Raw genomic sequence first — 22,279 nt, 5'->3', positions numbered from 1 at the left:
ATACCAGACGAAAAAGCCCGGCACGCAAGCGCCGGGCTTTTTCATGTCCGGCTTCCACCGGCTGATGATTTCAGTGTCAGACCGCTGATCTAGGAGTCGAGCATTTCGCGCACGGAGACTGCGAGCTGCTTCAGCGAGAACGGCTTCGGCAGGAAGCCGAATTTCGCATCCGCCGGCAGGTTGCGGGCAAAGGCGTCTTCGGCATAGCCGGAAACGAAGATGAACTTCAGGTCTGGATACTTCTTCCGCAGTTCGGTCAGCAGCGTCGGTCCGTCCATCTCGGGCATCACCACGTCAGAGACGACGATATCCACCGCGCCATCGAGCTCTTCCATGATATCGAGCGCTTCGACGCCGGAGCCCGCCTCGTAGACTGTGTAGCCGCGCGTTTCCAGCATGCGCTTGCCGCCGCGGCGTACCGCCTCCTCGTCCTCGACAAGCAGGACGACGGCCGAATCCCCGGTGAGATCGGCCGGCTCCTCGGTCTTTGCCGCCGGTGCTGCAATTGTCTGCGCTACCCGCGCCGGAGCCGCCTCCGCCGTTTCTGTCGCCGCCGGGTTGGTCTCTTCGACCGCTACCGGCACCTCGATGTGGCGCGGCAGCAGGATGCGGAAGGTCGTACCCTTGCCGACTTCCGATTCCGGATAGATGTAACCGCCCGACTGCTTGATGATGCCATAGACCATCGACAGGCCGAGACCAGTGCCCTTGCCGACTTCCTTGGTGGTGAAGAACGGCTCGAAAATCTTGTCGAGGATCTCAGGCGGGATGCCGGTCCCCTGGTCGGCGACCTCGACCATCACGAAATCGTCGTCCGGCAACTCGCGTCGTCCGAAGGACGCAACCTCGGCGGCAGGCAGGTTGCGCGTCCGAAGGGTGATCGTGCCGCCCTCCGGCATTGCATCGCGGGCATTGACCGCCAGGTTCAGCAGCACCTGTTCGAACTGGCCGAGATCGCTCTTGACCGGCCAGAGATCGCGGCCATAGTCCACCTCGACCTTGACGTTGGTTCCGGTCATGCGGTCGACCAGCATGCGCAGGTCACCGATCACATCCGTCATATTGAGCACCGTCGGCCGCATCGTCTGCTTGCGCGAGAAGGCGAGCAATTGGCGCACAAGCACCGCAGCGCGGTTGGCGTTGCGCTTGATCTCCATGAGATCGGCAAAGCTCGGATCTGCCGTACGGGCCGACAGAAGCAGGTGGTCGGACGACAGCAGGATCGCCGTCAGCACGTTGTTGAAGTCGTGCGCGATGCCGCCGGCGAGCGTGCCCACGGCGTTCATCTTCTGGGTCTGCGCCATCTGGTTCTCGAGCGCCTTCTGCTCGGTGATTTCAAGCGCATGGATGATTGCCGCTTCCTCTGGCGACTGATCGCTCTGGTCGATCACGGCGTTGATATAGAAGCGGAAGTGGCGCTCGCCATCCTTCGGGTGCAGCGCATCGATCGGCGCGATGTCACCCTGCCGGTCCTTGGCTGCCGCCAACGCCTCGTGCAGTCGGCCCTTTTCGCTTTCGTGCACCACGGCTTCGATCAGCGCCCCGCGCTCGACGTCGTCCTGCGAGACGAGGCCGGAGAAGAGCTTCAGGAACGGCGCGTTGGTGCGCAGAATCCGGCCATTGCCATCGACGGAGGCGATCGCCATCGGCGTATTGTTGAAGAAGCGGGTAAAGCGCATTGCCGCGCTCGACGCCGATTGCTCGTTGTCCTCGCCGCCTTCGCGCGACATGACGATGGTGCGGCTTTCGCCGGGTGCCCCGTCGCGCGTCGAGGAGACCCGGTGGATCATGCGCACCGGCAGGCTCTGGCCGTTCAGCTTGCGCAGATCGAGGTCGAGCATCTTGGTTTTCTTCAGGCCAGGCTCCGCCTGCACGGCCTGAACCAGCGTCAGCCCCTCGCCGGCCACCAGGTCGCCGATGCTGATCGACCCCGGCTGGAACTTGGTCAGGTCGATGCCGAGCCAATCGGCGAGCGTGGCATTGATGTAGAAGATCTCGCCCTTGCGCCCGGCAGAGAAGAAGCCGGCCGGCGCGTGGTCGAGATAGTCGATCGCGTTCTGCAGTTCCTTGAAGAAGCGCTCCTGGTCGTCGCGCTCCGCCGTAATGTCGGCAATCTGCCAGAGATAAAGCGGATTGCGCTCGCTGTCTTCGAGCGGCAGCACCCGCGCCTTCAGCCGGAACCAATGGGCGCCGGAGCCGCTGGAGGTGCTGGTCGCGAGCGGCTTCAGCAGGCGGAATTCCTCATGCCCCTGCTTGCCCTCGTGTAGACCGTTCGTCAGCCGATAGATCGCTTCCGTCGCCTCGCGATTGCGCGATAGGATGGTTTCCAGCGACTGGATGCCGGCGGCGCTCTTGGCACCCGTCAGCGCGCCATAGGCGGCGTTGGCGTAGATGATCCGGCCCTTGCGGTCGGTGACGATCGTGCCGTCCTCATGGGCATCGAGAAAGGCGCGCGCCAGTTCGTCCGGGCGCGACTGCGGCATGACCTCGATGAAGCCGATGACGGAGGAGACGAGGAAGAAGATGCCGACCATGGCAAGAACGCCGAGGATGCCGAGAACGATCTCGTTTTCCATCTCGTTCTTGAAGATCACGAAGGCGATGGCTGACACGGTGAGGACGATCGCGAGCAGAACGATCCGCAGCACGGTGCCTGGCCTGACGCCACGGTCAACAACCGGCATCTGGTAGTCGCCTGACTGCCGCAATTTCGTCATCGGATCCTCTTATGCGGCCGGCACCGCGCGCGCGGGCCGGCACTTCCGGCCGGTATCCGCGTAATCCACCGGGCGAAATCGGTCATTCCCGATACGCCCTCGATCATTCGGACAAGAATCATCTTTAACAATCAGAGATAACAGCAAAAAGCACCTCTGCGGAAGCATTGCAGCCAATTCACAGGGAATGTCGGCGAAGTCCTTGTCCGGGCCCGAAAAAAGCCGTCAAATACTGGCACTCGAAAGGCAGAAGGAGTTCAGCCTATGATGGAAACGATCATCGCAGACAATGGCAGCCGGTTCGTCATCGCCGCCGCAGCCGTCGCGATCGGACTTCTCTGCCTCGTGGCCGTGCTCTGGATCATGCGCAATCGCCCCTCCTCGCCCTTCATTCGCGGCGGCAAGAACCGCCAGCCGCGCCTTGCCGTGCTCGATGCCGCTGCCGTCGACACCCGTCGCCGCCTGGTGCTCGTGCGCCGCGATGATGTCGAACATCTGATCATGATCGGCGGCCCGACGGATATCGTCATCGAGAGCCGGATCGGTGCGCCCGAGGAGCGGGCGACCGTCGCGGAGCGCAAGGTAGCGGAACCGCTGGCAGTGGACAGCCGGCCGGCAACGCGAGAGCTGCCGCAACAAGCCGCACCTTCGCTTGAAGCTGAAACCGTCGCCGCCGTCACGCCGGTCCGCCCCGTTGCCCAACCGGAGGAACAACCGGTCACCCGTATCGAGCCGGCCGCGCCGCCGCGCGTTGTCGTGGAGCAGCGCCCGGTCGCCGCACCCGTCCTTGCGGCCGAACAACGTCCGCCTGTCCGTCCGTCCGTGCAGCAGGCTCCGGAAATCCCGGCTGTCACGGCCGCTTCGGCGCCCCAGTCGAACTTCGAAATCGCCATAAACAGGTCCGCACCGGCGGTCCAGCAAGTCCAGGCGCAGCCAATCCCCGTACAACCCGTGCAGTTGCAGCGCCCGGCCCCCACCATCCAGCAGCCCCAGCCGGCGCCGGCCACTGCCCTCACGGATTTCGAGCGCCTGCTCGATGCGGAGATCAGCGGCGACCTGCAGCGTCTTGGCCCGGCCACAGTACCGAACCCAGGCACCGTTGCCTCCACGAACATGGTGGCACCGGAGAGCCGCTCCCTGGCACCATCCGGCCGTCAGGAGCCTACGCTTGGCGCGCCCGGCGCTGAAGGCGGCCGCAAGGAACCGTCCATCGAAGAAGAGATGAACCGCATGCTGGCCGATATCTCGGCCGGCCGGAAGCCATAGCTTCCCCGCTCACGGGTGACGCCGCTGAGCATCGCGAAGCGGTCCAGCCTTGGTAAGCAATCGGTCCAAAAGAAAAAGGCGCGGTTTGAGCCGCGCCTTTTTTCAGACAGTTCCGATAGTCGGATATCTTATTCGTCCCGGTAGACCTTTTCCCGACGCTCGTGACGCTCTTGCGCCTCGATCGACAGGGTTGCGATTGGCCGTGCGTCCAGCCGCTTCAGGCCGATTGGCTCACCGGTCTCTTCGCAGTAGCCGTAGGTGCCTTCATCGAGCCGTTGCAGCGCCGCGTCGATCTTGGAGATCAGCTTGCGCTGACGGTCTCGGGCTCTGAGCTCAATTGCCCGATCCGTTTCGGAAGAAGCCCTGTCCGCGAGATCAGGATGATTGGCGCTCTCCTCTGCCAAGTGATCCAGTGTCTCGCGTGCCTCACGAAGGATGTCATTTTTCCAAGCATTCAACTTGGCCCGGAAATACGCCCGGTGGTTGGCATTCATGAATTCATCGTCCTCGGATAGGACGAAGGTACTAAGATCGATCTTCTCACTCAACGCGATTCTCCTGAAGAACATCTCATTGCGGCGCTGTATAGACCTATGGAAGCCTTGATTCAAGCCTCGGAACAGGCACTCAACCGTATTTTAATATTGCTCGCGATTCAGGCTAACTGACGAATATTTCATCAAAATTACACATTGGAACTTGAATTCCTGCTTGTACGTACCGCTGCGTCCGGCCGTCCTCGCTGAAAAGTGACACTGATGTGTTTGCGTCATTGGATCGCCTGATCGCGACCGCGGCAAAGCGCAGCAGCTTGCCGATCCCCGGAAAAAAGCAGCCGGCAGCTTGATCTTTGCGGCTCCCGAGGGAAAAGGTGGAGGTCTGCCGGGCGACGCGCAAGCTGTGCCCGGACAACACCATTCGACCCTGCCGCCACAAGCGACAGGCAGCCACCGGAAACCGCTCGATGCAAGACAGCGCCCCCAAGGCCCTTCGCCTTTACCTTCTGCGGCACGCACGCTCCGGTTGGGCGTTGCCCGGGCAACGCGACTTCGACCGGGCGCTGGACGAGGTCGGTTATGTCGATGCGGAACGGCTCGCGCAGATGGCTGCCGACCGCGGCATCCGCCCCGAGCGCATCCTCTGTTCCACCGCCGTGCGCTGCCGCGAAACCGCCGAACCGTTCTTTCGCACCGTCAGTGAAAGTCTCGATATCCGTTACATCGATGCACTCTATTCGGGACCGGCAACGGTCTACTTCGATCTCATCGACGCCCATCGGCATCTGAATTCGCTGATGCTGGTCGGGCACAACCCGATGATCGAGCAATTGCTTCACCGGCTGATCGGAGACGACGCAGCGCGTGAGGCGTTTGCCTACGGTTATCCGCCGGGGGGGCTTTCGATCCTCGACCTGCCCGTCGTCGCGCCGAAAGATGGCGCAGCGGTCGCGACATTGGTCTCGATCCTGCTGCCCAACCAATAGAAGAATTGCCGGATCCTCGTTGCGACCGGGGAAATATTGCCTATATCGCGGTGGCTGCCTGCGTGCGACAGTTCTGCCGGACGACGCCAGCAGAACGCCCCACGGAACTACGCCGCAAGAAAGAGCAAGATTTGGCGCCCAACCTGACCAGCTTCAAAGACGACGCCCTGATTGCGCTCGACAATCTGACCGACCGAGCCTCCGGCCTCGTCAATCCCTCCATCCGCCTCGGTGTCACCGGTCTGTCGCGCTCCGGCAAGACGGTTTTCATCTCGTCGCTGGTGCACAATCTCCTGAACGGCGGACGCCTGCCGGTGTTCGAGCCGGTGCGTTCCGGGCGGGTCTCGAAGGTCAGGCTTCAACCGCAGCCGGACGATGCCGTACCGCGCTTCCAATACGAGGACCACATCGCTGCCCTGGTGCGCGATCGCATCTGGCCGGATTCGACCCGCGCCATTTCGCAACTGCGCATCACGATCGACTATGAGAGTGCCAGCGGCTGGAACCGGCTGTTCTCTTCCGGCCGCCTGTCGCTCGATATCGTCGATTACCCCGGTGAGTGGTTGCTCGATCTGCCCCTGCTGGCACAGGATTTCCGCGCGTTCAGCAACAACGCCGTGGCACGCGCCCATGCCGCCAGCCGGAGCACCTTTTCGGCGGAGTGGCTGACGCTGGCCGCTTCGGCCGGACCGACGGCCGTTGCCGACGAGGCGAGCGCCCGCAGGCTTGCCGAAAGTTTCACGGGCTATCTGAGGGCGTGCAAGGCGGACGAACGCTCTCCTTCGACCCTCCCGCCTGGCCGCTTCCTGATGCCGGGCGATCTCGAGGGGTCGCCGGCACTCACCTTCTCGCCGCTTCCCGATCTCCCGGATGGCCGCGCACCGAAAGGTTCGCTCTGGGCGATGATGGAGCGGCGCTACGAGGCCTACAAGAAGCATGTGGTCAGCCCGTTCTTTCGCGAACACTTCGCACGGCTCGACCGCCAGATCGTGCTGGTCGATGCGCTCCAGGCGATCAACAATGGCCCCGAAGCGCTGCTCGATCTCGAGCAGGCGCTTGCCGACGTGCTCGCCTGCTTCCGCCCGGGAACCAACAGCTGGCTCTCCTCCTTCCTGACACGCCGGATCGACAAGGTGCTGATCGCCGCGACGAAGGCGGATCATCTGCATCACGAAAGCCACGACCGGTTGGAGCGCATCGCCGCGCGCCTGGTCGATCGCGCCGCGCAGAGCATCGGCATGAGCGGCGCCGGCCTCGAGGTCATGGCGCTTGCATCCGTCAGGGCGACCCGCGAAGCGACCGTCAACCACGACGGCCATGCGCTGCCGGTGATCGTCGGCACCCCGATCGCCGGCGAGGAGATCAACGGCGAAATCTTTGACGGCGAGAAGAAAACCGCAATATTTCCCGGTGACTTGCCGGAAGATCCTGAAGTGCTCTTCAAGGCGATCGAGATGCAGTCGGGCGGAACGACCTTCGTCGAAAGCGCCCACCCTCTGCCAGAGCTCAGCTTCGTCCGCTTCCGCCCGCCGCATCTCGAAGAAACCGGCGGCGGCTTAAAACTGTCGGTACCGCATATCCGTCTCGACCGAGCCATGCAATTTCTGTTCGGAGACCGGCTCGCATGAGTGACGATGGTAACGGCCGCAGCCGCCGACCCGGCGCCTTTTCGGTTGGAGAGGAGAAGCCTGTCCAGGCCGCCCCACAGTCGCGCGTCCCGCGTTCGCCCGCGAGCTTCGATGACAATGTGGTGCTGACGCCGGATGCGGAAGATCCGTTCCGCGAGACCACGCTGGCGGTCGAGGCGCTCGCGTTGCCGGAAGCAAGCCCGCGCAAGCGTCGCCTGTCGGTCGGCAAGATCGCGATCGGCGCTCTCGGCATCATTCTCTCGCTGGCCGCCGGCCTTTGGGTCGACCGCCTGCTGCGCGATCTCTTCACCCGCGCCGATTGGCTCGGTTACACCGCCCTTGCCGTCGTCGCGATCGGACTGCTGGCGCTGCTGATCGTCGTTGCCCGCGAGCTCTCCGGGATGATGCAGCTTACCGCCATCCAGAAGCTGAAATCGGAAACGGAGGCTGCAGCGACCTCGGGCAACACCAAGCGCGCGCGGTCGGCGCAGACGAAGCTCGTCCATCTGCTGGCCAGCAATCCACGAACGGCACGCGGCCGCACGCGGCTGAAGGAAACCGAGGGCGAGATCATCGATGGGCCGCATCTGATCGAACTCACCGAACGCGAACTCCTGAGCCCGCTCGACCGCGAGGCCCGCCGCCTCATTCTTGCCGCCTCGAAGCGCGTATCGATCGTCACAGCCGTCAGCCCGCGTGCCTTGGTCGACCTCGGTTATGTGCTCTATGAATCCGCCCGCCTGATCCGCTCCATGGCCGAACTCTACGGCGGCCGCCCCGGCACGCTCGGTCTGCTGAGGCTGATGCGCGACGTCATCGCCCATCTTGCCGTTACCGGCTCGATCGCCGCCGGTGACAGCCTCATCCAGCAGGTGCTTGGGCACGGCCTCGCCTCGAAGCTCTCGGCGCGTCTTGGCGAAGGCGTGATCAACGGCCTGATGACAGCGCGTATCGGCATCGCGGCGATGGACCTCTGCCGTCCTATGCCGTTCCGCGCGTTGAAACGCCCTGGTATCGGCGATTTTCTGGCCGACTTAAGTCCGGGTGCCGGGCGCGCCGGCAGCGAAGGCGGCGAGAAATAGGGCATGTTCGGTTGGCACTGGAGCATCCCGCTTTCAAGTCGAATCACGTGAAAGCGGAAAGATGCTCCAGAAACGCGGAAAGATGCTCCAGAAACAAAGTGCCAGAGCGGCGTTAGTGCGTTCATCTGAACGCACGGCGCTCTAGATACCGGCATACCAGTCGTAGCCGAGATCTTCCCAATAGCCGCCGCGTCCTCCGCCAATCTTCGAGAGATCGGAGACCACTTCGATCGCCCGGATGTACTTCGCCATCTTGTAGCCGAGCTGGCGTTCGATGCGCACACGCAACGGCGCGCCGTTGGCGACTGGAAGCAGCGTTCCATTCAGGCCATAGGCCAGAATCGTCTGCGGATGGCGGGCGTCGATCATGTCGATCGATTCATAGTAGGCTGCCGAGCCCGCAAGCCCGAGCGACATGCTGTCGAAGCAATGGAAGACAACGTAACGTGCGTCGCTCTTCACGCCTGCCTCATCCAGCACTCGGGCCAGCGGCACGCCCGTCCACTTGGCGACGCAACTCCAACCTTCGACGCAGTCATGCCGTGTGATCTGCGTGCGTGACGGCATGTTGCGGAGTTCGTCGAGCGTCAGTTGCATCGGTCGCTCCACGAGCCCCGAGACATTGAGCCGATAGGCAGCAAACTCCGCGTCCTTCAGCGCGAGATAAACCGGGTCGGTCGGGTCCGTCGAGCCGTTCGGCCGCTGCCCCTGGCGGATCTCGCTTTCCGAGAACTCCGGTGCGAGCCGGTCCGCGGGGATCAAAAGCCGCTGCAACCGGTAGGTCAGTGTGTTGGCCGATGCGAGAAAGCCACGCACCGGATCGTCGCCCGCAAGCAACCCGTCGAGCATGTCGCAGCCGGCAAGCGGAACGGTGGATGCAGCCACCCCGGCGATGCCCATGAAACGACGGCGACTGACGAACAAGCGCGTCATCTCGCATTCCCTCCCTTGTGTCGATCGTCGAGACGGTAGCGGCCGGTAATCATCGACCGCATCTCGTTGATCGGCCCGGCGGCAAACACCATGAACAGGTGCACGACGAAGAACCCGACGAGAAGGAGCATAACGACGAAGTGGATCGTGCGGGCCGTCTGCCTCCCGCCGAAGAGGTCGAGCAGCCACGGCCAGGCAGCGTTCATGCCCGGTGACATCGTCAGGCCCGTCAGGATCATCAGCGGGAAAAACAACAGGAGAACAAGCGCGTAGGAGAGTTTCTGCAAGCTGTTGTAGCGCCCATCGTGGTCGAAGTGAAAGCGAATGTGCTCGGTCAAGGTGTGCGGCAACGCGCGGATATCGCCCCAGCCGGGAAGGATATCGCGCCTCAGGTGCCCATTGATCACGCTTGCCATGAACCAGATGGCGTAGACCGTAGCAAAGACCCAGGCGAAGAAGAAATGCACGACCCGTCCCGTAGCAAGGTCCTGGTAAGATGGCACGGTCAGCCAGGCGGGAAAGGCCCTGTAGGCGCGTACCTGCTTGGCCCCGCTGACGCCGAGGACGCCGGTGGTATCGAAGTTTCGCCCCAACACGGTCGTTATACCCCGGACCTCGCCATTCCGGTCGCGACTCGGCTGGATTGAAAAGACGCCGTTGTCGAAGGCGAAGCCGGATTGCTGGCCAATATAGAGCGCCGGATGCGCGTTGAAGATTTGCAGGCCGCTGAGCAGCAGCAAGAACAGGGCCACCGCCCACGCCCAATGGGTAAGACGCGTGACAAGTCGGTGCCGCCGGATCGTCAGTCTTGCCTGCGCGCGTGTCGTGATCGTCTGGGGATCATATTCCGTCGTGTTCATGGGAAATCTCCCGTTTCCCATGACTATACGTAGGGCGGTCGGGACAAGTTTCACACGCGTCCGCTGCGTCCGGCAGAGCACTTCCGGCCGGTGGCTCCGACACGCCGGAGACCCTGTGAACAATCGCCCCGACGGCCACAAAGAAGCCACAACATCAGGCGCCCGGAAACCGTCCGTTAACCATTTGCGCGCAAATGTGGCTTCCAGTTTCGGACGTTGACCCATCAAGGATCGTTTATGTTCTCGCGCCCCTCTTTGATCGCTCGCGGCACTGCCGCCATCGCGCTTGCGGCTACCGTCGGCGTTGCGACGCCAGCCCTTTCCGGCGCCAAGGACAAGGCCTTCTTCGAGAAGGTTGCCGGCCAGTGGAAAGGCCCGGGCGAGATCGTCGCTGGCAAGTACAAGGGTACCAAGTTCACCTGCGATCTCTCCGGCGAACCGGTTGCCGGTGACGACACGGGCATCAAGCTCGACGGCTTCTGCCGCGTCGGCGTGTTCAAGCAGCCGATGTCGGCGGTGATCACCCGCAAGGGCAACAGCTACAGCGGCAAGTTCCTCGACGGCGCCGAGGGCAAGGGCCTCGATGTCGTTTCCGGCAATGTCGCCAAGGACAAGGTCGTCGTCGGCATCAACCGCAAGAAGCTGAACGGCGCCATGATCGCCCGCCTTCAGGACGATCAGACGATGAACATCACCATTTCGGTCAAGGTCGAGGAGACGATGGTTCCGGTCATCGGCGTCAGCCTCAACCGCCAGCTCGATGCGATTGCCGTCGGCTCGATCAAGTAACTCCAAAGCACAGTCAAACAATAAAGCCCCGGCAGTATTTGCCGGGGCTTTATCGTTTTAAAAAGGTCTCATCGACTTGATGGGAGAGGTCAGGTGTCTGCGCGCCACCAGGTCATGTCGCCATCGGCAACCTCTATGCCTGCTACATCCGCCCCACCCAACCAGTCGCCCACCGTGCGCCCGCGCACCGGCAAATCGGCGGCGATGTCGGCAAGCGGCATCAGCACGAAGCCCCGGTCCGTCATTCTCGGGTGCGGCAGTTCCAGCCGTGTTTCAGCCTGGGCCACCTCTTCATAGGTCAGAACGTCGATATCCAGCGTGCGCGGTCCCCAGCGCTCGTCACGCACCCGCTTCATCGAACGTTCGATGTCGAGACACGTATCGAGCAAAGCCTCGGGCTTCAAAGTCGTCCTGACCTGAGCACAGGCGTTGAAGAACCAGGCCTGATCGGTCTTTCCCCACGGTGGTGTGCGATAGAGCCGCGACACAGCCTCGACGACGCAGTCGTCGCGCGCATCGAGAGCCCGCAGCGCCTCGGCCATCGCCTTGCGCGGATCGCCGAGGTTGCCGCCGAGGCCGAGTGTGGCGACCCGCCAGCCCGCCTCAGACGACATGCTCGACCGTCACTTCGACATAGTCGAGCACGCCGGGCACGGGCGCGTTCGGCTTGCGGATCGAGACCTTGGCGCGCTTGATCTGCGGAAATCGCACACAGAGCGTCTTGGCGACTTCCAGCGCCAGCGCCTCGATCAGGTAACGGCGGCGCCCCGTGACGATGCGCTCGATCTCCTGAAAGGCAATGCCATAATGGACGGTGTCTTCGATCGAATCATCGACGAGCGCCGTTCCCTGCTCGACTTCGAGCTCGGCATCCACGAAGAAGCGCTGCCCGAGGAGCTCTTCTTCGTCGAAGACGCCATGGCGCGCGAAGAAGGCACAGTTCTTGAGAGTGATTGTGTAAGTCGGGCTCATGCTTCTCCGTCCCGTCGGCTTTTCTGGGATCACGCTGATATTGGGTCAGGCCGACCTAATTCATGACGTGATCGATTCTGATCGGTTGCAGTCGGATGCGGGAAAAGAGCCGCACGCGCTTTTCCTCATTCCGCCCTGGCCTTGAGCATAGCATCGGCCATGGCCAGCGCATCCCTGCTGTTTGCGACATCGTGTACGCGGAAAATCGAGGCGCCGGCAGCACGCAGCAGCGCGGTGGTCGCCGCCGTCGCCACATCCCTGTCGCCCGCCTCGCGGCCGCTCACCGCCCCAACGAAGCGCTTCCGGGACGTTCCGACCAGGAACGGAAGCTCGAAACGGTGCAACTCGGCAAATCGCGCCATGAGTTCGAGGTTTTCATCCGTATCCTTGGCAAAGCCGAAGCCCGGATCCAAGACGATATGGTCGCGCGTGACACCGGCGGCTTCGGCGATTTCGAGGGATCGTTCGAGGAAATGGAACTGATCGTCGATCACGTCGGCGAGCTTTTGCCGGTCGCGGCCCGTATGCATGATGCAGAGCCCTGCTCCGGTATCCGCGGCAACGGTCGCGATGTCCGGCTCGCGCTGCAGGCCGTGCACGTCATTGACGATGTGCGCGCCTGCCTCGACCGCCAGCCGCGCCGTCGAAGCGCGGTAGGTATCGACGGAGATCAGTGCATCGGTGTCGCGGCTGAGCGCGGAGATCACCGGCAGGATGCGCGCCTGCTCCTCCTCGGCGCTCACTGTCGCCGCATCCGGCCGGGTCGATTCACCGCCGATATCGAGGATCAATGCGCCCTCCTCAAGGCACCGCACGCCCTGCGCCGCCGCTGCAACAGCATCGATGAAACGTCCGCCATCGGAAAAAGAATCCGGGGTAACATTGACGATCGCCATCAAAACGCCACGCGGCCCGAGTTCCAGGCTGCGCCCATGCGCCAGCTTCCAGCTAATTTTCTGAAATGGATTGTAAGTCATTTTCCCTCACGATCCGCATTCGGCCGAGAGCCCTCGATTTGCTGTTGCGCCGGTCGTGGCTATGCCCCAAGCTTGATCGAAGTTCAACTGAAGAGAACCACGCATTGATGTCCCGAGTACGCGTCCCGTTCAAAGCCGCCCTCCTCGCTCTCCTGGTCGCCGCCCCCTTGAGCGCTGCGTCGGGCGAAACCGTGATCAACAAGAGCTTTTCCTATTTCACGATCGGTGGACGGACTGCGGAGGAACTCGACAAGGCGCTTTCTGCCGGTGGCCCGATGATGAAATCCACCGGCGCGCGCCACCCGGGCGCCACCCGGATAAAGTTCGGCGGCTCCATCACCTACGTCAACCGTGGCGGCCGCTGCGCGGTCGGCTCGGCGCGCGTAACGCTCAGCACCCGCATCATCCTGCCGCGCTGGAAATACCGCCGTCAGGCCGGTCGTGACCTGGCTCTGGTCTGGGACACACTCTCGAGCGACATCAAGCGCCATGAGGAGCGGCACGCTGAAATTGCCCGCAACCACGCCCGCCGCATGGAAAAGATGTTCCTCGCCCTGAAGCCGGAAGCGGATTGCGAACGCATGCAGGCAAGCGTCGCGCGGGTCAGCATCACGGCGATCGAAGCGCACGACAAGGATCAGGCGCGCTTCGATCGCACCGAAGCCGCCAATTTCGACAAACGCATGATCCGGCTCCTGCAATACCGGCTCGAAGCGCTGAAGAAAACGCAACAATAGGTAGCGGGGGCCATACCCTGAAGAAGAGCCTGACTATAGTCCGGCTCGGCGCGATTTCAGCGCCAATACCCACAGTATTTTATTGGTGAAATATAACGATGGCTGGCAGCCGCCGACTCATCTATATTGAAACCATAGAGCGAGGGGCCAGGGTCAAGACTAGCCTCCGCCGAATGAGCGGGTTAAGCGCGGCGCAGTAGTTGTGCGAAGAGCTTAAATGTTGCCATTACTTTAGTTTAGGCGGCGTTGTTCAATATTAAAAAGAAGAAATTGAACAGCGAGGCCAAAGTGGGTTCTCCTGGCGTGTCTTGGTGCTGCAGATGTCCCCTCCCTCATCTGTCAGCGATGCGCCCTCCTCGCCTCGCTTGTCCAACGACTGGCGAGGCGCTTTTTTTGTGGGTCAGCTACGAATTGGAGGGTGCCTGAGCATGTCGCGCAAAAAACCGTGCAGCGGTTCTGCGACAACGACATGCGAAATACCAATAACTTAAGGCGCAAGGAGCGAATTTGAGAACTCGCGGCGCGCTTTAGGCCTGGCGCTCCGGCACATGCACGACGAGACCGTCGAGTGCGTCGCTCATCTTGATCTGACAGGAAAGCCGCGACGTCGGCCGGACATCGTAGGCAAAGTCCAGCATGTCTTCTTCCATGGCTTCCGGAGCGCCGACCGCAGCCGACCAGGCGTCGTCGACATAGACATGACAGGTCGCACAGGCGCAGGCTCCGCCGCATTCGGCTTCGATGCCGGGAACCGAATTGCGAACGGCATTTTCCATGACCGTCGAGCCGTTTTCGACATCAAGTTCATGGCGCGCGCCATCAAAGGCAACGATCGTAAGTTTTGTCATGTCTCTTTCCGGAATGAACTGCTGGGACTGGCAAGGCGCAAAGCCTGTTCAGAACGCACGCCGCTCGGGCGCAAATTCAGTGGAAGTTCTTCCAACAAATCCGCCGGCCAGTCAACAACGGCAATCGCTGCGTGCCTCGCGCACAGCAAGCGCGAGGCCACTATCTTGAAATGTGGGACGGCGGGAAAGCGTTGGCCGTTTCCGGCGCCGTCGGGCCGCGATTTAGCGGCTGAGCTTCAATATGAAGAGCTCGGCCTCGAGCACAGCGGCCGAAAGCGTGTCGGAGAGCGATGCGTCTGCCGGGTTTTGCTCGATCGCGCCGGCAATGCTGGCAACGTCGACGGCGCCGACTGCAAGTGCAGCGCCCTTCAGCCGGTGGGCAGCCTGAGCGCGAAGCGTGCTCTCTCCCTCGACGATCTCTTTCATGACCTGGCGCGCCTGGCGCGCGAAGAGTTGCAGCACTTCGATTTCCAAAGCCTTGTCACCCATCGTCTGTGCCGCAAGGTGGGCGAAGTCGATCGGCTTCTTGCCGGTAGCTGCAGAGTTTCCCGGGGTGTCCGGAGCTTCGAAGGCAATCCTGAGGGCCGCCATGAGCCAAATTCCCTATTGTTTATTGTATGTTGGTCTTGTTTCGGTGTCGCCATATCGCCCACACCTACACGCGCAAACTCAGATACACATCCTTTGCGGGTGCGGGCTGCTATCAGCTTAAATCGGGGCGCAATATGGGCAGGAATCTGGGGAAATGGTTAACGGCTGTTAAACCGTCTGATTTCCTTGTATTTTCTGGCTTTGGCACCGTTATCACATTAAGATTTCATTAGGATTTTAATTAAGCCCGAGCGCTCATAATTGTAAGAACCCAGCTAATGTGTCACTACGATACGCTTAGGAACTTGCCTGCGTACGAAAATGGCAACCGTTCCGGTGGATAAGCTCAACTCGTGGTCCCTTTCGGCCACAAATGTGACTATCCGTCGAGGCAATGCAGTGTGTGATCAGTAGGGTATTGCGTAGATCCGATGCGCGTATCTTGCCGTCACAGCCCGCGAGGAAGAAGCCGGCCCGCCCGTTGTGCGCGAGCGCTGGCAGCTTTGTCGCTGGCAAAAGGTAATGAGGCGTATCCCTATGGCGACGAAAAAGAGCAATGAGTCAATCGACGAGAAGGCCTTCCAGGCTTTGGAAGCTGCCCTGACGATCGATTTCGACGAGCTTAACTCGAGCCCGAACGACAAGACTTCCTTGGATGATCCGGAGGAAAATGTGTCTCAGCCCGGCAATCAGGCGCCCGCGCCCGATCAGAATAAAAGAGCAAAGACTCAACCGGAGCCATCCCGCGCGGCGCGTGCTGCCGAAGCCGCCAAGACGCTCGCCCCGGAACCTGCGCCCAAATCCCCTTCCCTTTCCGCCGCCAACGACGATGGGCGCCGTTCGCCGGCTGCGATGCTGCGCGCACTCGACGTGCGCTCCAATCGCGCCGCGATCCGGGTTGCCGCGCTGGTGTCGATCATCTGGGCCATCGCCGGCCTCGGCATTGCCAACCTGCTCTATGGCCCGCAGATCTGGCAGATCCGCTCCCTGAGCGATCTGGCTGCGACGCCCGGCGCCATTGGCGTTGCGATCGGCATCCTGCTGCCGGTCATGCTTTTCTTCTCCTTCGCCATCATGATCGCCCGTGCGCAGGAATTGCGCAACGCGGCCCGCTCCATGGCTGAGGTCGCGCTGCGCCTTGCCGAGCCCGAAACGGCCGCAGCCGATCGCGTCATGACTGTCGGCCAGGCCGTTCGCCGCGAAGTCTCGGCGATGAACGAGGGTATCGAGCGCACCATCGCGCGCGCCACCGAACTCGAAACGCTTGTTCATTCCGAAGTCAACGCGCTTGAGCGCAGCTATAGCGAAAACGAACTGCGCGTCCGCACGCTGGTCCAAGAACTCGGCCTCGAGCGCGAAGCGATCATCGGTCATTCGGAGCGTATCCGTTCGGCGATATCCGGCGCCCACGGCAAGCTGAAGGATGACCTGGAACAGGCGAGCGATGACATCGCCTCGCGCATCGCGATTTCGGGCGAAGCCTTCGCCTCGCTGATCGACACGCGCGCCGCAGCCCTTAGCGAAAAGTCGGACACCGCCCTGCAGTCGATCGGCACCATGCTGTCATCCCGCACGGATGCGCTGCTTTCCGGCCTGACGGCGGCCGGCCTTGGCCTCAGCACCGAATTCGATACCCGGCTCGACCAGTTGAGCGAGACGCTGACGAAGCGCGGCGACGACCTGCTCAGCCAGTTCGAAACGCGCGCCTCCTCGCTCGACGCCAGCACCGAAAGGCTGAACGCGGCATTGAACGACCGCGCACGCCAGCTCAACGAGACGCTGATCGCCCGCACGCGTGACCTGAATGAAAGTCTCAGCGTCGGCCAGCAGGCGATCACCGGCGGCCTCGATCATGTCCTCGCCTCGCTCAACGCCACGCTCGACGAGAAAGGCGCAAGCTTCCGTCAGAGCCTGCGTTCCAGCGCCGACGATGCGATCATGGATCTGGACCTGCGCGGCGGCTTCTTCGAAGAAAAGCTGCAGACCACCGTCGGCCAGCTCGCGACCGCCTTCGACGAGCGCTTCCACGAGTTTGCCTCGGCCTTCGACAAGCGCGCAAGCATGCTCGACACCAAGCTCATGGAAAGCCTGCACCGCATCAACGAGACCGTCTCCGGCGGCTCGGAAGCGATCGGCGGCGCGCTCGACAGCAGCATCGAGAAGATCGGCTCCGCCCTCTCCGACCAGTCGTTGACGCTGGCGGCGACGCTCGGCGCGACCCAGGATTTCATCGAGGAAACGATCACCAGCCGGACCTCGGAGCTCGGCAACCTGGTCGGCGATGCGCACAGCCGCATCGACAGCGTCCTTTCCGAGAAGACCAGCGGCCTCATGGGCGCCCTCTCCCAGGCGCAGGAGCGCATCGAAAACGGCTTCGGCCAGCGCGCCGACGCCCTTGCAAGCGCGCTCACCACCAGCGAACAGCGCCTGACCGAGGGGCTCGACACCCGCACCGCCGCCTTCGTCGACGGCCTGCACGCTGCCCATGCCCGCATCGAACAGACGCTCAGCGGCTCGACCGACGAAATCACCAGCGCGATCGCTGCCAGCCAGCACCGCCTGGACAACACGCTCTCCGAGCGCACGCTCGCCCTTTCGACCATTCTGTCCATGGGCACGGACTCGATCGACAACGCCGTCAGCGGCACGGCCGACCGGCTGGAGCGTGTTCTGTCCGAGCGTGGCGAAGCGATCTCCGAAGCGCTCACGACCCAGACGTCGGCCCTCGATGGCGTTCTCGCCGAACGTGCCGCCGCCATTACCTCGACGATGTCGTCGCGCGCCAATGAAATGGCCAACACGCTGAGCCGCCACGCCGAAGACGTGGCCGACAGCCTGACGTTCCGCGCAACGGCCGTCGCCGAAACCATGACCGACCGCGTCGGCGATATCGAGCAGAAGCTCTCCGAGAGCGTCAGCTCGATCGCAGAAAACCTCGGCGGCCGCGTCAGCCTGATCTCCGATACCCTCACCCAGACGAGCGCCCGCATCGCCGAGGATCTCAGTGGCCGCGTCGGCAAGATTTCCGACACGCTGACCGAGACCAGCGCTCACATCGCCGATGCCCTGACCGCACGCACGACCGAGGCGACCGCCTCGCTCGCCGGCAAGGCAGCCGAAATCGAGCAGACGCTGAGCGGCCGCGCCGAGCATCTGCGCGATACGCTGTCGTCGACGCACGAACAGATCCGCGCCACGCTCGACGATCGGATCAACGCGATCAATCTCGCCGTCGGCCAGGGTCGCGATCAGCTCGAAGGCATGCTGGCCGATCAGTCGACCGCTATCGCCACCACGCTCGCCACCAGCGCCAGCATGCTGGAAATGTCGCTGGAAGAGCGCCAGTCCGCGCTTGCCGGCGTCATCGACCGCAGCGGCGAAACGCTCGACACGCGCATGCGTTCGACGACGGGGCACATCGCAGAGCGCCTGGCCGAGACCGCCAACCAGATCAGCCTCGCGGCCGACAGCCTCACCAACCGCGTCGACATGTCGATCAACGGCATCAACGACCGCCTCGACGATACCGGCCTGCGCATCGAGACGAGCCTTGGCTCCCTTGAGGAGCGCATGCGCGAAAGCGCGGGCAACATCGGCTCGATCGTCGATGAAACGGGCATGCATATCGAAACCCGCGTCGGTGTGCTCGAGGATCGCATTCGCAACACCGTCGGCAATGTCGGCACGGTCGTCGACGACACCGGCGCCCGCATCGAAAGCAACCTCGGCGCGCTTGAAAACCGCATTCGTGGCAGCGTTGCCAATGTCGGCTCCGTCGTCGACGATGCCGCAGCCCGCGTCGAGGGCGGCCTCAGTGCGCTGGAAGATCGGATCCGCGGCAGCGTCACCAGCGTTGGTTCGGTCGTCGGCGATACCGGCACCCTCATTGAAAACAGCCTCGGCGCCCTGCAGGACCGCATCCGCGGCAGCGTCAACGACGTCAACGCCCTGGTCGACGATACCGGCCTGCGCCTGGAAGTCAGCCTCAGCTCGCTCGAGGAACGCGTCCGTGACAGCGTCGGCAGCGTCAACGAGGTCGTCGACGGCGCCGGCCAGCGCATCGCCGACAGCCTCGGCGACCGGGCCGGCGACATCGATCGCATGAGCGAGACGGCGGCAAGCCGGATCTCCGGCGCCATCGAGGCTGGTGCGGAACGCATCGCTGAACGTCTCGGCACCATGGATCGTGCCCTCAACATCGGCCTTGAAAACGTCAACCGGACCATCGAAGGCAAGGCCGCCGTTCTCGTCAGCAGCCTGCGTGGTGCGGTCAGCGAAGCGACGCAGGATCTGGACGCGGAAGCCTCCCGCCTCGAAGGCAAGACCACCGATCTCGTCAGCAATCTGCGCAGCGCAGTCGGCGACGTGGCTCAGGAGTTCGATGCAGAGACCGTTCGCATCGAGGACAAGGCTTCCGGCCTCGTCACAACGCTTCGCGGCGCGGTTGGCAACGTGGCCAAGGAGTTCGATGCAGAAGCCGTCCGCATCGAGGACCAGGCCGCCGGCCTCGTCACCGCGCTTCGCGGCGCAGTCGGCAACGTGGCCCAGGAGTTCGATGCAGAGACGGTCCGCATCGAGGACCAGGCTGCCGGCCTCGTCACCACACTTCGCGGCGCTGTCGGCGATGTCGCTCAGGAACTCGGCGCAGAAGCCATCCGCATCGAGGACAAGGCTGCTGGCCTCGCCACCACCCTTCGCGGCGCCGTCGGCGACGTTGCCCGGGAAATCGACGCGGAAGCGGCACGCTCGGCCGAGCTCCTCTCCAGGGCCGGCGACGACTTCGCTTCGGCGCTCGCGGCCCGTCAGGCCGAGTTCGCCAACACGATCGACCAGACGGCAGCGGCAACCGCCGCCCGCCATGCGGACCTTGCCAATACGATCGAGCAGAAGGCTGCTGCCAGCGCTGCGCGTCACGCCGATCTTGCCCGTTCGATCGCCGACGCGGCCGATACGGCAACGGCACGGCTTGCTGCCACGCACAGCCAGATCGCCAGCCACGCCGACAACATCCACCAGGGCCTCGCCAACACCGAGAAGGCACTGGAAGCGCGCGGCGAAGCGATCCGCAACACACTCGACGACCGCACCCGCGAGCTCAACTCGATGCTCGCCGGCCGCTCGCTGGAGCTGTCGCGCCTGATCGACGAGCAGGCCCGCCCGGTCATCGACCAATATGCCGCAACTGGCCGCGAGGCCGCCGAACGCATCGCCGCCGTGACCCAGGAAAGCGCCGATCGCCTGCGCGCGGAAAATGCGGCCCTGGTCAACGCCATTGCCGAGCGCACGGGTGAAACGCTGAACGCGATCTCGCACCGCGCCGAGGAAACGGCGAAGGCGATGAAGATGGTCGAGAACCGTCTGCAGTCGACCGCCATGGGCCTGATCGACCAGCTCGCCAACAACAACGCTGCGATCGCCACGGTCATCGACCAGGCAAGCAACAACCTCGGCGAAATGGACCAGCGTCTGGAATCGACGATAGCCCGCGTGTCGGAATCGACCCGTCAGGCCTCCGACATGCTCTCGACCTCGACCCGCCTCATCGAGGGCAAGGTCGACAAGCTGTCCGACATTTCCGCCTCCACCCTGTCGAAGATCGGCGGCATCGTCGGCCGCTTCGAGGACCATTCGAAGGTGCTCGGCCAGGCGTCCGACCTGCTCGGCGCCGCCCAGTCGAACCTCGTCAGCACGCTCGAAGAACGCCAGGATGCATTGCGCACCCTGTCGGTCGGGCTCGTTCAGCGCTCGGAAGAGATCGAACGGACGATGCGTGCGCTCGAAGGCTTCGTCGATGGCGCCTTCCAGCGGGCCGAAGAACGCTCGGGCCTTGTCGCCGGCAACCTGCGCAGCGGCATCCAGCAGTCCTTCTCGGATGTTGGCCGCCTGCTGACCAGCGCCGAACAGCGCGCAGCCGAAGCAGCCGAAGCGATGCGCAACACGCTGGCCCAGGCGGGCGACGAAGCAGGCGCCTCGGTCGAGCAGGTCTTCAGCCGAGCCGAGGAGCGCTCGCGCCAGATCGCCGACACGCTCCGCTCCGGCGTCGAGACCTCGTTTGCCGACGTCAACAAGACGCTCTCCTCGGTCGAGGGCCGTGCGCTCGGCGCCTCGGAAGCGCTGCGCCAGGCGATCGCCAAGGTCGGCGAAGATGCCGGTGCATCGATCGAAGGCGCATTTGCCAACGCCGAGGAACGCTCCAAGGAAGTCGCCTCGCGTCTGCGCGGCAGCGTCGCAGCCTCGGTGTCCGACATCGAGCGCATGCTCACCGAAAGCGGCAAGAAGTCTGACGGCGTCGCAGGGCAACTGCGCGACGCGGTTCGCGTTGCGATCGACGAGGCTATCGGCCGCTTCAGCGGTGCGACCGACGAAATCCGTCGCTCTGCCGGCGAGATCCGCAAGGAACTCGATATGACCCGCGAAGAACTGAAGCGCGGTGCCTTCGACCTGCCGGAAGAGGCCAAGGAAAATGCGGCGGTCATGCGTCGCGCCGTCGGCGAACAGATCAAGGCGCTGCAGGAACTGTCCGACATCATCGGCAAGTCCTCGACGCAGCTCGAGGTCGCCCAGCCGCTGCGTCAGCAGCCTGCCGCCGCTCCGGTCGCCCGTCCGGTGCAACAGCAGCCGGTGCAGCAGCAGCCGGCGCCGCAGCCGGTCGTCCAGCCCCAGCCTGTTGCCCAGCAACCCGTAGCCCAGCAGCCCGTGGTGCAGCAGCCGGTTGAGCAGCCGCGCCGGCAGGAGCCGGCCCCGGCGCTCCGCGGCAGCCTCGGCATCGAACAGCCGGCCGTTCGCCAGCCCGCGCCATCGCAGGCGGTGACCAGCGAGGTTGCAGAAGGTGGTGGCTGGATGCGCGATCTGCTGCGTGCGGCATCGCGCGAAGAGGCCCCCTCGCCGGCGCCACAGCGCCCGGCCGAAGCACAGCCTGCGGCCCGTACCGGCGACAGCCGCAACCCGCGCCACGTCGTCGAGTCGCTGAACTCGCTCTCGGTCGACATCGCCCGCGCCATCGACCACGATGCCTCGGTCGAACTGTGGCGCCGCTACCAGCGCGGCGAGCGTGACGTCTTCACCCGTCGCCTCTATACGCTGAAGGGCCAGCAGACCTTCGACGAGATCAAGCGCAAGTACGATCGCGAGCCGGAGTTCCGCACCGCCGTCGACCGCTACATCGCCGACTTCGAGAAGCTGCTCGCCGATGTTGCCCGCAACGATCCGGACAAGCGCATCACCCAGACCTATCTGACGTCGGATACCGGCAAGGTCTACACGATGCTCGCCCACGCCGCCGGCCGCTTCAGCTAAGCGGCGCTGGCATACGATAAAGAAACGGCCCCGTCGCAAGACGGGGCCGTTTTCGCATATGCAAACCCGCCAAGACCAACCGGTGCTACCTTCGTGCATG

The 22,279-nt window shown here is 63.4% G+C and carries 16 protein-coding genes; 7 read left to right on the top strand and 9 right to left on the bottom strand.

Annotated elements, in window-relative coordinates; genetic code table 11:
• Positions 1-89 precede the first annotated feature (89 nt).
• A complete protein-coding gene (gene cckA, locus ACTJKM_RS12185; protein ID WP_058328267.1) occupies positions 90-2,717 on the bottom strand; it encodes a cell cycle histidine kinase CckA in 2,628 nt (875 codons plus the stop codon).
• Positions 2,718-2,981: 264 nt separating this feature from the next.
• Here cckA and ACTJKM_RS12180 point away from each other — a divergent pair, with 264 nt between their 5' ends.
• A complete protein-coding gene (locus ACTJKM_RS12180; protein ID WP_440660382.1) occupies positions 2,982-3,983 on the top strand; it encodes a flagellar biosynthetic protein FliO in 1,002 nt (333 codons plus the stop codon).
• 128 nt (positions 3,984-4,111) lie between these two features.
• On the opposite strand, the gene dksA is transcribed toward ACTJKM_RS12180, so the two are convergent.
• Positions 4,112-4,531, bottom strand: coding sequence for an RNA polymerase-binding protein DksA (gene dksA, locus ACTJKM_RS12175; protein WP_034794589.1), 420 nt, complete (start codon positions 4,529-4,531; stop codon positions 4,112-4,114).
• A gap of 416 nt (positions 4,532-4,947) precedes the next feature.
• Here dksA and ACTJKM_RS12170 point away from each other — a divergent pair, with 416 nt between their 5' ends.
• From ACTJKM_RS12170 to ACTJKM_RS12160, 3 genes are all read left to right on the top strand, one after another.
• Positions 4,948-5,466 carry a SixA phosphatase family protein gene (locus ACTJKM_RS12170; protein WP_058328269.1) on the top strand — a complete coding sequence of 173 codons (519 nt, stop codon included), beginning with the start codon at positions 4,948-4,950 and terminating at the stop codon, positions 5,464-5,466.
• 131 nt (positions 5,467-5,597) lie between these two features.
• Entirely contained in the window at positions 5,598-7,094 is a 1,497-nt protein-coding gene (locus ACTJKM_RS12165; RefSeq protein ID WP_058328270.1) for a YcjX family protein, read from the top strand.
• Complete coding sequence (locus tag ACTJKM_RS12160) at positions 7,091-8,176, top strand: YcjF family protein (RefSeq protein WP_058328271.1); 1,086 nt, start codon at positions 7,091-7,093, stop codon at positions 8,174-8,176. The genes ACTJKM_RS12165 and ACTJKM_RS12160 overlap by 4 nt, the downstream gene beginning before the upstream one ends.
• 141 nt (positions 8,177-8,317) lie before the next feature.
• Here ACTJKM_RS12160 and ACTJKM_RS12155 read toward each other — a convergent pair whose 3' ends face one another.
• On the bottom strand, positions 8,318-9,109 hold the full coding sequence (locus ACTJKM_RS12155; protein WP_440660380.1) for a molybdopterin-binding protein: 792 nt from the start codon (positions 9,107-9,109) through the stop codon (positions 8,318-8,320).
• On the bottom strand, positions 9,106-9,969 hold the full coding sequence (locus ACTJKM_RS12150) for a cytochrome b/b6 domain-containing protein (RefSeq protein ID WP_057248911.1): 864 nt from the start codon (positions 9,967-9,969) through the stop codon (positions 9,106-9,108). The genes ACTJKM_RS12155 and ACTJKM_RS12150 overlap by 4 nt, the downstream gene beginning before the upstream one ends.
• A gap of 237 nt (positions 9,970-10,206) precedes the next feature.
• Here ACTJKM_RS12150 and ACTJKM_RS12145 point away from each other — a divergent pair, with 237 nt between their 5' ends.
• Positions 10,207-10,758: a hypothetical protein gene (locus ACTJKM_RS12145; RefSeq protein ID WP_057248910.1), complete on the top strand. Its 552-nt coding sequence runs from the start codon at positions 10,207-10,209 to the stop codon at positions 10,756-10,758.
• An 89-nt stretch (positions 10,759-10,847) separates the two neighbouring features.
• Here ACTJKM_RS12145 and folK read toward each other — a convergent pair whose 3' ends face one another.
• The 3 genes from folK to folP all read right to left on the bottom strand — a co-directional run bounded on the left by folK (position 10,848) and on the right by folP (position 12,707).
• The gene (gene folK / locus ACTJKM_RS12140) at positions 10,848-11,372 is read right to left on the bottom strand and encodes a 2-amino-4-hydroxy-6-hydroxymethyldihydropteridine diphosphokinase (protein ID WP_058324103.1); all 525 of its coding nucleotides are present in this window, start codon (positions 11,370-11,372) and stop codon (positions 10,848-10,850) included.
• The gene (gene folB, locus ACTJKM_RS12135; RefSeq protein WP_057248908.1) at positions 11,362-11,730 is read right to left on the bottom strand and encodes a dihydroneopterin aldolase; all 369 of its coding nucleotides are present in this window, start codon (positions 11,728-11,730) and stop codon (positions 11,362-11,364) included. Before folB ends, folK begins: the two co-directional genes overlap by 11 nt.
• 125 nt (positions 11,731-11,855) lie before the next feature.
• Positions 11,856-12,707, bottom strand: a complete 852-nt coding sequence (gene folP / locus ACTJKM_RS12130; protein ID WP_058324102.1) for a dihydropteroate synthase — start codon at positions 12,705-12,707, stop codon at positions 11,856-11,858.
• 107 nt (positions 12,708-12,814) lie between these two features.
• On the opposite strand from folP, the gene ACTJKM_RS12125 reads away from it, so the two are divergent.
• On the top strand, positions 12,815-13,444 hold the full coding sequence (locus tag ACTJKM_RS12125) for a DUF922 domain-containing Zn-dependent protease (RefSeq protein WP_058324101.1): 630 nt from the start codon (positions 12,815-12,817) through the stop codon (positions 13,442-13,444).
• 527 nt (positions 13,445-13,971) lie between these two features.
• Here ACTJKM_RS12125 and ACTJKM_RS12120 read toward each other — a convergent pair.
• Complete coding sequence (locus ACTJKM_RS12120) at positions 13,972-14,292, bottom strand: 2Fe-2S iron-sulfur cluster-binding protein (RefSeq protein ID WP_058324100.1); 321 nt, start codon at positions 14,290-14,292, stop codon at positions 13,972-13,974.
• Positions 14,293-14,514: 222 nt separating this feature from the next.
• Positions 14,515-14,883 (bottom strand): Hpt domain-containing protein, encoded by a 369-nt coding sequence (locus ACTJKM_RS12115; protein WP_058328273.1) that lies wholly within the window; start codon positions 14,881-14,883, stop codon positions 14,515-14,517.
• Between the two features lie 537 nt (positions 14,884-15,420).
• Between ACTJKM_RS12115 and ACTJKM_RS12110 the strand changes: the two genes are divergently transcribed.
• Positions 15,421-22,179 (top strand): kinesin, encoded by a 6,759-nt coding sequence (locus ACTJKM_RS12110; RefSeq protein WP_058328274.1) that lies wholly within the window; start codon positions 15,421-15,423, stop codon positions 22,177-22,179.
• Positions 22,180-22,279 lie beyond the last annotated feature (100 nt).

The sequence above is a fragment of the Ensifer sp. 22460 genome (assembly GCF_052044935.1).
Taxonomy (GTDB): Bacteria; Pseudomonadota; Alphaproteobacteria; order Rhizobiales; family Rhizobiaceae; genus Ensifer.
The sequence above is the reverse complement of the archived record's forward strand: the minus strand, read 5'-3'. Positions and strand labels throughout refer to the sequence as shown.

Coding starts and splice junctions, on each gene's coding strand:
- cckA (WP_058328267.1), bottom strand. CDS start 2,717: ATGACGAAATTGCGGCAGTCAGGCGACTACCAGATGCCGGTTGTTGAC.
- ACTJKM_RS12180 (WP_440660382.1), top strand. CDS start 2,982: ATGATGGAAACGATCATCGCAGACAATGGCAGCCGGTTCGTCATCGCC.
- ACTJKM_RS12170 (WP_058328269.1), top strand. CDS start 4,948: ATGCAAGACAGCGCCCCCAAGGCCCTTCGCCTTTACCTTCTGCGGCAC.
- ACTJKM_RS12160 (WP_058328271.1), top strand. CDS start 7,091: ATGAGTGACGATGGTAACGGCCGCAGCCGCCGACCCGGCGCCTTTTCG.
- ACTJKM_RS12155 (WP_440660380.1), bottom strand. CDS start 9,109: ATGACGCGCTTGTTCGTCAGTCGCCGTCGTTTCATGGGCATCGCCGGG.
- ACTJKM_RS12150 (WP_057248911.1), bottom strand. CDS start 9,969: ATGAACACGACGGAATATGATCCCCAGACGATCACGACACGCGCGCAG.
- ACTJKM_RS12145 (WP_057248910.1), top strand. CDS start 10,207: ATGTTCTCGCGCCCCTCTTTGATCGCTCGCGGCACTGCCGCCATCGCG.
- folK (WP_058324103.1), bottom strand. CDS start 11,372: ATGTCGTCTGAGGCGGGCTGGCGGGTCGCCACACTCGGCCTCGGCGGC.
- folB (WP_057248908.1), bottom strand. CDS start 11,730: ATGAGCCCGACTTACACAATCACTCTCAAGAACTGTGCCTTCTTCGCG.
- folP (WP_058324102.1), bottom strand. CDS start 12,707: ATGACTTACAATCCATTTCAGAAAATTAGCTGGAAGCTGGCGCATGGG.
- ACTJKM_RS12125 (WP_058324101.1), top strand. CDS start 12,815: ATGTCCCGAGTACGCGTCCCGTTCAAAGCCGCCCTCCTCGCTCTCCTG.
- ACTJKM_RS12120 (WP_058324100.1), bottom strand. CDS start 14,292: ATGACAAAACTTACGATCGTTGCCTTTGATGGCGCGCGCCATGAACTT.
- ACTJKM_RS12115 (WP_058328273.1), bottom strand. CDS start 14,883: ATGGCGGCCCTCAGGATTGCCTTCGAAGCTCCGGACACCCCGGGAAAC.
- ACTJKM_RS12110 (WP_058328274.1), top strand. CDS start 15,421: ATGGCGACGAAAAAGAGCAATGAGTCAATCGACGAGAAGGCCTTCCAG.